This is a genomic window from Autumnicola edwardsiae (assembly GCF_031846505.1).
GTDB lineage: Bacteria > Bacteroidota > Bacteroidia > Flavobacteriales > Flavobacteriaceae > Autumnicola > Autumnicola edwardsiae.
Genome location: NZ_JAVRHP010000104.1, coordinates 1 through 10,914 on the forward strand (window position 1 = coordinate 1; position 10,914 = coordinate 10,914).

General features: G+C 39.9%; 6 protein-coding genes. 2 read left to right on the plus strand and 4 right to left on the minus strand.

What is annotated here, in order from left to right:
• Positions 1-251 precede the first annotated feature (251 nt).
• Both RM529_RS14440 and miaA read left to right on the plus strand, forming a co-directional pair.
• Complete coding sequence (locus RM529_RS14440) at positions 252-1,091, plus strand: ion transporter (RefSeq protein ID WP_311485470.1); 840 nt, start codon at positions 252-254, stop codon at positions 1,089-1,091.
• Positions 1,084-1,992 carry a tRNA (adenosine(37)-N6)-dimethylallyltransferase MiaA gene (miaA, locus tag RM529_RS14445; RefSeq protein ID WP_311485471.1) on the plus strand — a complete coding sequence of 303 codons (909 nt, stop codon included), beginning with the start codon at positions 1,084-1,086 and terminating at the stop codon, positions 1,990-1,992. Before RM529_RS14440 ends, miaA begins: the two co-directional genes overlap by 8 nt.
• Here miaA and RM529_RS14450 read toward each other — a convergent pair.
• From RM529_RS14450 to coaE, 4 genes are all read right to left on the minus strand, one after another.
• A complete protein-coding gene (locus RM529_RS14450) occupies positions 1,973-7,591 on the minus strand; it encodes an HYR domain-containing protein (protein WP_311485472.1) in 5,619 nt (1,872 codons plus the stop codon). The genes miaA and RM529_RS14450 overlap by 20 nt on opposite strands.
• 256 nt (positions 7,592-7,847) lie before the next feature.
• Positions 7,848-8,570, minus strand: coding sequence for a response regulator transcription factor (locus RM529_RS14455; protein WP_311485473.1), 723 nt, complete (start codon positions 8,568-8,570; stop codon positions 7,848-7,850).
• Between the two features lie 3 nt (positions 8,571-8,573).
• Entirely contained in the window at positions 8,574-10,139 is a 1,566-nt protein-coding gene (locus tag RM529_RS14460) for a sensor histidine kinase (RefSeq protein WP_311485474.1), read from the minus strand.
• 66 nt (positions 10,140-10,205) lie between these two features.
• Positions 10,206-10,796: a dephospho-CoA kinase gene (gene coaE / locus RM529_RS14465; protein ID WP_311485475.1), complete on the minus strand. Its 591-nt coding sequence runs from the start codon at positions 10,794-10,796 to the stop codon at positions 10,206-10,208.
• Positions 10,797-10,914: the final 118 nt, after the last annotated feature.

Sequence of the window (10,914 nt, forward strand, 5' to 3'; positions counted from 1 at the left end):
AGAACCCCTTGCAGTGATCCTGCTGTTTCTTGCCTCCTGATTTCTAATTCAATTTAAGATAAAGCTTCTAAAATGGCAATTATCGACCTCTTGTTTTTGCCACCAATCCACGAATGCGGACTTTTTATAATTCTTCGATCTTCCACTTCGTCGCTCGTACTTCTGAATGTCCCTTAACAATTTTCGTATTTCTTTACTTCGTCCCTCGTACTTCGGCTAATTTCTTTAAATTTGAAAGACTTCTAACAGAAATGTCATTGAAAGATAACAAATCCACTCCTAACTGGAAATTAAAGCTTCATGAAGTAATTTATGAGGCCGATACACCGGCGGGTAAATTCTTTGATCTTGCACTCCTTGTCATCATTATTATAAGTGTTGCACTGGTGATGCTGGAAAGTGTACCTGAGTATTTTGAATTGTACTACTGGGAGTTTTATATCGCAGAATGGGTAATCACCATCATTTTTACCATCGAATACATCCTGCGTATTATTAGTATAAGAAGGCCCAAAGCATACATTTTCAGCTTCTATGGAATTGTAGATTTACTTTCCACACTTCCAAGTTACATAGGCTTCTTTTTTGGCGGTGCGAACCTACTTTTTGCGATAAGAGCGCTAAGGCTGCTCAGGATCTTCAGGATATTGAAGATTAGCAGGTATATTGGGGAATCCAATAAACTTACAGAAGCCCTTCGCAACAGCCGGGCGAAAATAATAGTGTTCCTTTTCGCAGTACTAATCGTATGTATTATCGCAGGAACGCTTATGCATCTTATAGAAGGGGAAACCGGCGGATTCACAAATATTCCGCTAAGTATTTACTGGTGCATCGTTACACTTACCACTGTGGGATTTGGGGATATTGCTCCTGTAACTCCCCTGGGAAGGTTTATCGCTTCTGTTATTATGATTACCGGTTATGGAATTATAGCGGTGCCCACAGGAATAGTAACTTCTGAATATAACAAAGCAGATTCTTCTAAGGATTCCATAAAAAACACCCAGGTTTGTCCTGTTTGCAATGAACATGATCACCTAAATAAAGCCGAATTTTGCCATAACTGCGGAAACCGACTCAATGCCTGAAAATTACCTGATAACTGTTGTTGGTCCCACGGCTATTGGGAAAACTGCCCTCGGGATACAACTGGCCCGGCATTTTAATACCGAAATTATCTCTGCAGATTCCCGGCAGTTCTTTAAAGATATGAAAATTGGCACTGCTGTTCCCGAAGAAGAGGAACTCGCTACGGCACCGCATCATTTTATTCAGCATATTTCTGTGGAAGAAGAATACTCGGTAGGTGATTTTGAAAGGGATGCCATTGCCAAACTGGACGAGCTTTTTCAGCGGAAAAAAGTGGTTATCATGGTTGGCGGCAGCGGACTGTATGTTAAAAGCATTCTTGAAGGCCTGGATTACTTTCCGGAAGTTGATCCTCAAATTAGAGCAGGCCTCAACAAGGAAAGCCTGGAAAATCTTCAGCGAAAATTGGCAAATCTGGACCCTGATTATTATAAAAATGTGGATACTGAAAATCCGCACCGGCTTATCCGCGCCCTGGAAATTTGCATTGGAACCGGCAAAACCTATTCTTCATTCCTGAACAGAAAAAAAGAAGCCCGAGATTTCAAAAATATACAAATTGGGCTTACTTCAGAAAGGGAGAAAATTTATGAGCGTATCAACTTGAGGGTCGATAAGATGATGGAAGCCGGTTTATTTGAAGAAGCTAAAAAGCTTTTTCCGAAGCGACATTTAAATGCTCTCAACACCGTTGGCTATAAAGAACTTTTTCTAAACCTTGAAGGGAAAATCACTAAAGAAGAAGCAATCGCCGAAATCAAGAAAAATACCCGGCGTTTTGCAAAAAGACAATTGACCTGGTTTAGAAAAGATAATGCTATAAAATGGTTTGAGAACACTGCTGCGCCCACAGATATTATCGCCTACGCAGAAGAAAAAATCAAATGTTCCTCACAATAACCCTGCGGATTAGCTCCTCTTCCCTGCCGTTCCTTAAAATTATAAGCCGAAGCACATACACAGCAGTTTCCACCTCTCCAAGGCTCATCGCATATTCGGTTACTGTTTCGTCGTAATTAACCTCTTTAATAAACCTGCCGCGCATATCGTAAGCCCGTATGTTTGTAATCACTACGTTGGACGGCGTATTGATTTTAAAGCTGCCATTGTTGGGGTTCGGGTATACAAAAACATAATCATCCTCATCCACAGGAGTGCCACAGGTTCCCGGTGGTGTATTTACGAAAACTGTAAAACTGGTGGTCGTGGCATTGTCACTCTCGTCTGTTACTGTTAAATTTACGAGGTTAGCGCCTTTATGTGAACAATCAAATTGATCCTGACTTACCTCATACCGCAGCTCATCAGAACAATTATCTGTTGCTGTGACTATAGTTTGTAAATCTTCTTCTGTAAGAACAGCAATTCCTTCTTCGTTAATGTTAATACCAATATTGTTTACGCTAACCTGTGGCTTAAAGTTTTCTGCAACGGTAACGGAAAATTCGCAGAAGGTCTCTTCTCCATTTTCGGTATAGTAGAAACGCTCGCGGTTAACCCCAATATCTTCACAGGTAAAATACGTTCTGCTCACAGAAAGTTCTCCGGAAGGATCTCCAGTATAAACATCATTAATGTCCAGGTATGCTTCTCCGTTAGCATCAAGTTCAAGAGTTACACCGTTTACACAGCTTACTTCTTCCGGGGTGTACGGCGACAATACAAAGTCGAACTCGCAGTTACTTGAATTTCCTTCAGCATCAAAAACAGTGAAATTTATCGTATGCGTCCCTAAATCGGCAAAGGTAAACTCGGTTCTGTCAAAAACCACCTCCTCAATTCCGCAATTATCACTGGAAAAATCGTAGACGTTAACCGTTTCTGTGGTTAAGGTAAACGTTTCACCTTCCTGAATTGAAACTGCGTATCTTCTGTTTAGACAATTAATGGTTGGTGCAATTTCATCTCTTACAATTACATTAACGGCACAATACTGCAGGCTGTTACCGTCATTATACGAAAAAGTTACCCGATTCTCCCCGATATCTTCACAATTAAAGCTGGTTTGGCTAAGGGAAAACGTCCTGCCATCTGCATCTCCGGTATAAACATCTTCTGGCGTAAGGATGGCCTCCCCTGCCCCGTTTAGCTGAAGCTCAACATCAGGAACACAGGTAAAGTTTGAGCTGCTACCCGTTACTCTAATAGTCACCGTGGCTATATTAGACTGTCCTTCTTCATTGGTAATGTGATAGGTAAATCTTTCTTCGCCTGTAAAATCGGGATGTGGCGTATAGACAAAAGAACCATCGATTCTTAGCAGCAGCGAGCCATTGCTTACTCCTTCTATCCTAATCACTTCATACGCATTATCACCGGGGACTTCATCATTTGCCAGTAAACCATTTTCAACTCCTATATCCAGGATCTCGCCCTGCTCTGTAGAATAAAAATCATCGTTTGCCACAGGCGCAATATTTCCGGCAGAAACGTTTAAAATAACCGTCGCAATTTCCGAAACATTTTCACCATCGTTTAGACGGTAATTAAAGGAATCCTCCCCAGTGAAATTATCCAGCGGATTGTAAGTAAAGGAACCATCAGGATCCCTATCTACCGCACCCTGAGGAGGGCTAATAATTTCAATTTGAGGCAAATTTGCCGGATTAAAACTGTCGTTAACCAAAATTCCATTTTGTTCAGAAACATAAAACAGCTGGGAGTTGTCTTCAACAAAATATTCGTCATCTCTTGCCACCAGCCTATCGGTATCGTTGGGTACGGTAACTAAAAAGTCACAGGAAACCTGATTTCCGGCGGCATCGCTTACCGTAATATTTACAGGAGTATCTTCAGTAATTGGAGTACCAAATTCCGGAGTTTGCTCTACGGTAAAGTTCCTGCTACAAAAATCAAGGTCATAGCGGGTAAGGTAACTTCCAACTACATAACCCAGATTTGGGTCATAATCTGCCTCTTCTGTTGCCGGCGGACAGTTAAGCGCATCGGGCAGCGAAGTATCCAGCGTGATTTCTACGTAACAAATGTCAACCTCGCCCATAGAAGTTGTGGCGATCACGCTTACCCGCGTATCCTGGTAAACCGAAGAACCGGCAGAAGGTGCCTGTGTAATATTGGCAGCAATATTTGTGCTGACTACTCCCGTAAAATCGGGAATGGTAAACTGACAGTAGCCATCTAGCGGACCTTGCTGCGGCCCGGGACAACCTGTGATTTCTAAAGGAACATCTGTTGCGTCTTCATCTAAAGTAAGTTCAAAACTGCAACTATCATTATTCCCGGAAGCATCTTCTACGGTAAAAGAAATATCCTGACTTTCATAGATGATTTCTCCCGGCGCAGGAGATTGTGTTATAAACAGCTCTTCTTGCGAACTGCAATTTTCTGAAAATTCCAATTCATCACGATAATCGGGAAGTGTATAACCAACTTCAGGGTCGAAATTTGCCGTTTTTGGATCCGGACACGTAATTTGAGGAGCTACATCGTCTGTGACAATTACACTAATATTGCATTCTTCAAAATTATTTTCTTCATCTGTAGCCCTGTAGGTGACGATATGTTCCCCAACCGGAAAACGATCGCCTGAACCTAAATCACTCGTAAGTTCAACCTCAACATTTCCGGAATTATCTTCTGCCTGCGGAACGGGAAAATCTACTGTCGCTCCACATTGTCCGGTAGCAGTGGTTACTGTAACGGGATTTTCTGGGCAGTTAGTAAATCTGGGCGGAATCTCGTCTGCATTTTCTGTAATCTTGACCATAAAACTGCATTCCATAGGGTTGCCTGAAGCGTCCGTAGCAGTATAAGTAACTGTTGTCTCTCCTACAGGAAAAGTTTCTTCGGAAGCAAAACCGGCGGTTCGAACCACACCCGAAATTTGGCAATTATCGTCAAATGTTGGTACATCATATTGTACTACCCTACCGGTTTCTCCATATGGAACTGTAAATTCTTTATTTCCCGGACATTCAACTATAACCGGATCTTCATTATCTAATACTGTAATTTGAGCAGTACAGTCCGAAAACAATCCTGTTGTTTTATCTGTTACCCGGAGTGTAACCGGAACAACAGTTCCTGCATCATCACAATTGAAATTATTTTTGCTAATTAGCCGTAAATTAACCCCATCAAAATCAGGATCTGAACCGTAAATTTCTCTTGCTGTGATTTGTGCCAGGCCATTACTATCCAATTTTACGGTTTGATTGATACAATTTGTTGCTGGTGGTTCCTGAGCTTCTTCAACATTTACCTGAACGGTAACCGGACAAGTCTCCGAGTTATTGTTCTCATCGGTAACAGTCAAAATTATGTCATTAGGACCTTCATCCTCTGATGTGAAAACTTCCCGGCTCAAAGAAAAAGTAACACCTCCGCAATTATCATAAGAACCACTATCCAGTTCTGCACCTGTTATAGTCCTGCTCTCTCCAGGGGCAAGAGTGATGGAAAAATCACTAACACAAGAAACCACGGGGACAATATTGTCCTCAACTATAACCTGAACAGTACAGCTTCCGGTAAAATCTCCCGTGTAACTCAAAACAATAGGTTCCGTTCCTATATCGGCACATGTGAAATTTTCTTCTTCAATACTAAAATTCACTCCAGTACCATCTCCCGTATATAAATCCTCCGTCGAAATTGTTCCTTCCCCACCTGCATCTAACTGAAGGGTAAATTGATCCAGACAATCAAAAGCAGGTTCTGATTCTTCAACATTTACCTGCACACTAACCGGACAGATAGCTTCGTTGTCATATTCATCGGTGACAGTCAATATTACCGTCTGATCTCCGGCATCAGCCTCTGTAAAGGTATATTGACTAAGTTCCAAGGTGATTTCCCCACAAATATCAAATGAATTCGAATCCAAATTGGCTGCAGTGATAGTTTCGCTGCCTCCAGGAGCAAGGGTAATAGTATATTCCCCAATACAGGAAGCTACAGGGGCAATATTATCTTCTACTATAATTGTTACAGGACAACTGCCGGAAACATCTCCTGAATAACTCAAAGTAACTGTTTGGGTGCCGATATCTTCACAGCTAAAATCTTCCCGGTCAACAGTGAAATTAACGCCTTCTCCATCTCCTGTATATAAATCCTCCGTCGAAATTTTCCCTTCCCCATCTGCATCTAACTGAAGGGTAAATTGATCCAGACAATCAAAAGCAGGTTCTGGTTCTTCTTTCCCAACAATTCTTATTGTGGTAGTACATTCTGCACTATTCCCTGCTATATCTATGACGGTTAAGGTGATTTCCTTTTCGCCTGTAGTTCTAAAAGTATCTTCAGAAAGAATCATACTTTCTATTTCACAATTATCGGTAGAGCCATCGTCAATGTTCTCTACATCAATAGTGACTGAACCATCTACTAGTGTAAATTCCTGTCCTGGCTCAATACATTCCACCACAGGATCTTCAGTATCAAATGAGGGAGTTCTTTCATAAATCTCAAGGTTGAAGATCAGAGACAAACCAGTAATATCCGCATTATTCGTAAACATTTTATCACATTGATTAAAAGCAATATCAAGCGGAAATTCAATATTGTTGTCATTTGAATCGTTATCCTCGAGGATTCCAACTGGCACTCTATTCCTGTCGTATATTTTAATAACAAATTCATTATTATCAATCCCTTCATCAATTTCAGAAACAAGGGATAAGGCTCCTAAAAATCCTATTTCTTCAATATTTAAAAATTGTGCAAAATCTAATCTCTCAGTATATTCTATTACATGTATAAAATCGAAATGATCCACTACAACGCTCCCGGGAGATTCAATTTCAGGCAACTTCCCCTCGTAGTTCAAATCCTCATCAAAAATCAGTACAGCCGGATTATTATCATCATCCCCAGCCTGACTAATAAAAATAGATCCATTTGAATCTACAGCTATTCTGTATGGTTGCAGTAACCTGCTCTCTAGTAAATTTTGGCTCTCCCCACCATTGTTGTAATAAATTTTTAACCTACTACCCACGTCGCTTTCTGCTCCAGAGCCATCATTATAATCTAGTACATACAAATTGTCATTATCATCAAAAGTAATCCCTAAGGGTTTAAAATAATTTGAATCTTCATTTTTTGATGGTATAGGCGTCCCATCCATATCAAACGCTAACACTTCCCTACCTTCGTAGTGTGCTACAAAAATTTCATTTTGCGAATTAATTGCTAAATCCACCAAACCTTCAAAGTCGCCGTCTAATGAAATATCTTCATCTGGATCTGGATTTCCATCAGAATCAAATTTTTTTACAAATCCTCCAAAAGTTAAAGCATAAACATTTCCTTCAGAATCAGAGTCTAAAGCAATTATTATATTCTCCAGAGAAGATATACCAGCCGTACCTAGATCCTCTTTATCATCCCATTCATATTCAGGAATGACATCAGCAGGCTGCTGCCCAACAACATCCTGAGACAAAAAAAAGAAGAAAAATATAAGCACAAGAATTCCTAACGGAGAGATTCCGATTAAGATTTTCTTTGTAGGGTAGAAAGAAGAACTTATCATCTAGGGCTAAGCGTCATAGTCATACTTCAGCCGCAAAGATAAGTATAGTTTAAAGAAGTTTGTAGGACGAGTTGTTAAGTTTTAGTCCGGTTTTTAACATCAGAAAATTCTAAGAAAGTGTAAAATAATTAGAAATCAGCTGTCAAAAATTGCCAATTTAAGAGCTTTACTTTGACTTTTTAAGATATAGAAAAACCTCCATTTCAGAATTTGTGTTCCTGAAATGGAAGTTTCACCAGGAAACTGAATCACTAATTTATGCTTCGTCTTTTTCCTCGTTCCTTACCACAAGCCGGAATCCTTCCCCGTGAATGTTTAAGATTTCAACGTTTTCGTCTACTTTAAGGTATTTACGCAGTTTCGCAATATAAACATCCATACTTCTGGATGTAAAGTAGTTATCGTCCCTCCATATTTTAGTTAGCGCCAGCTCTCTTGGCATCAAATCGTTTTCATGAAGTGCAAGAAGTCGCAACAATTCGTTTTCTTTAGGAGAGAGTTTTTGCGGTTCACCATCGTCATAGGTTAAAAACCTTAATTTTGAGTTTAGATGGAATTTCCCAATCTCGAATTCAAACTGCTTACTATCGGCAACACTATCTGTCGCTTTACGTTGCATGATTGCCTTAATCTTCATTAACAGCACCTCGCTGTCAAAAGGTTTGTTCAGGTAATCGTCTGCCCCAACTTTATAGCCTTTAAGCACATCTTCCTTCATCGCTTTAGCGGTAAGAAAAATAATCGGGATTTCTTCGTTCTTGTCACGAATTTCTTTGGCAAGTGTGAAACCGTCTTTATATGGCATCATCACATCCAGGATACATAGGTCAAAATCATCTTTTTTAAACTTTTCAAAACCTTCCATTCCGTTTTTGGCGTGAGTGACTTCATAATCGTTCATCGCCAAATAATCTTTAAGGACTGTTCCAAAATTCGGATCGTCTTCTACTAATAAAATTTTCTTTTCTTCAGTTTCCATATATTAAGATATTAGTGGTAATTTAATTATAAATGTTGTTCCTTTTCCTTTTTCGCTCTCCACAAAAACTTCCCCGTGGTGGTCTTCTATAATCTGCTTTGAGTAAGCCAGACCCAGACCGTGCCCCTTTACATTGTGAATATTTCCTGTGTGTTCGCGATAAAACTTTTCAAATATTTTCTTCTGGACCGTTCTGGACATCCCGGTCCCCTGATCCCTGACTTTCAGGATGATCATGTTTTTTACATTTTCAGTATAGATATCAATCTTGGGCTCATTTTCACTGTACTTTATTGCATTGTCCAGAATATTTACAATTACATTGGTAAAGTGATCTTCGTTGGCCAGGATAGAAGATTTTAATGCGGCAAAATGCGTCTGGATATATCCGCCCCTGTCTTCAACAATTAATTCTACATGTGCAATCGCTTCTTTTACGATATCATGCAGCCTATGTCTCTCTTTTTTAAGATCAAGCTCGTTCTTTTCCAGTTTTGAGATCCTCAACACGTTCTCTACCTGTGCATGCATCCTCTTATTTTCGTCCCTTATCATCCCCAGATACCGGTTAACTTTTTCCTGATCACAAATGATCTTAGGATTTTTAATCGCGTCCAAAGCCAGGTTTATCGTCGCAATAGGCGTTTTAAATTCATGCGTCATGTTATTAATAAAATCGGTCTTGATCTGCGAGATCTGTCTTTGTTTTATAAGTTGTGAAAGTGCACTGGAATACGCAATCACAATTATAAGGGTAAGGATGATAGACAATGCCGCCATAAGAATAACCGACGATAAAACCACTTCTTTTTTACCCATAAAATTCACAACAAGCCTGTAATTACTGTTTCCACCGGGATCTGTAAACAACGGAACGCCATAAGTTGCAGGGTGGTCCAGTGAAAAATTATCTGAACTCAGGTTTGTCTCAATAGAATTATTAAAGACAGCAAATTCAAATTCCGATTTAATATCCCGCCGCCTGAGTTCTTTGTCAATTAGGCTCTCAATAGTTTCCTCGCTCACCCTGGTATGTATGGGAAGTTTTTCTGCAACCCCTCCAATAAGCCGCCGCAAAGATTCCTTCTCCACGTCCTTCATTCGTACCATCCGCTCTATTTGCTGCTGCGCGCTTACTCCCCGGCCTTCAATATTGTTCTTCACGATATTGGTAACCCTCTTATTTATAAGTTTTGTAAACTGGATGCTGTCTTCATCTGCATTTAAAAAACCTGAGGATACTTTATAATCTTCTTCTAAAAAGGACTCTGACTGGAAAAAATCTTCGTTCTTAAGCTTATCCCTGTCCATGCTGAAATATTCAGTAAGGGTAATGCCCTTTAGTGAACTGTTGTTCTTATCTATAGAGTCAAAACGAAACCAGTAGCTTTCCAGTTCCCTGTTTTGAATTTCTTCAGAAACTTTTAAGAGCACCTGTTTTGCTTCATGAGAAAACTGTTGTTCCTTATCGTCTATCGTGGTCTTTATCCAATATCCCTGGACGAAAATAATGCCGATAAGAGAGAGGCTCATTAGAACAACGAGAAGAAAAAAAAGCTTCTTATTCATGCTTCAAAAGTAAGATTTTAACATTTAGAGGTCTGAGGGTTTAACCAAATGTTAACAGAAGTTAGGCTAATTTTTACGCGCTTTTAAGAGAATAGCGTGAAGATTTTCCACATCCCTGTGGGTTTGTTCCAACTGAAGGTTTTGAATGCTGAAGTCGGCAAGTTTTAACTTACGTTCATCACTCCATTGATTGTTCATCCTGGCTTCAATATCCTCTTTAGAATTATTATCGCGCGTCTTGATACGTTTAATTTTTTCTTCGTGTGGTGCAGTGACCAGGAGGGTGTAATCGCATTTCTTGTTTCCGCCTTTTTCAAATAATATGGCAGCTTCATAAATAACATAAGGTGCATCCTGCTGTGCCTTCCACTTTTCAAAATCTGCAGCCACGGCAGGATGAATGATATTATTGAGAAGGTTAAGCTTTTCCTGGTCGTTAAAAACCTGGGAAGCGATGTATTTTCTGTTAGGCAAATTTTCGGTATAGGATTCTGGACCAAAAAGTTCGGTGATCTCCTTCTTTATTTTTTTAGAAGTGTTCATCAAATTCCTGGCAGCATCATCTGCGATATAAACCGGGATCCCCAGTTCTTTAAAGAAATTGGCCACAGTAGTTTTTCCGCTTCCAATGCCGCCGGTAAGGCCTACAACTATCATGTTTGTTATTGTTATTTCTGATTTTTTATTTTCTAAAGTTCAGATTGGCAGCTTCCCAAAAATGGCAATTTTCGATCTCCTTATTTGCCACAAATCCACGAATAACTTCGTACTTCCA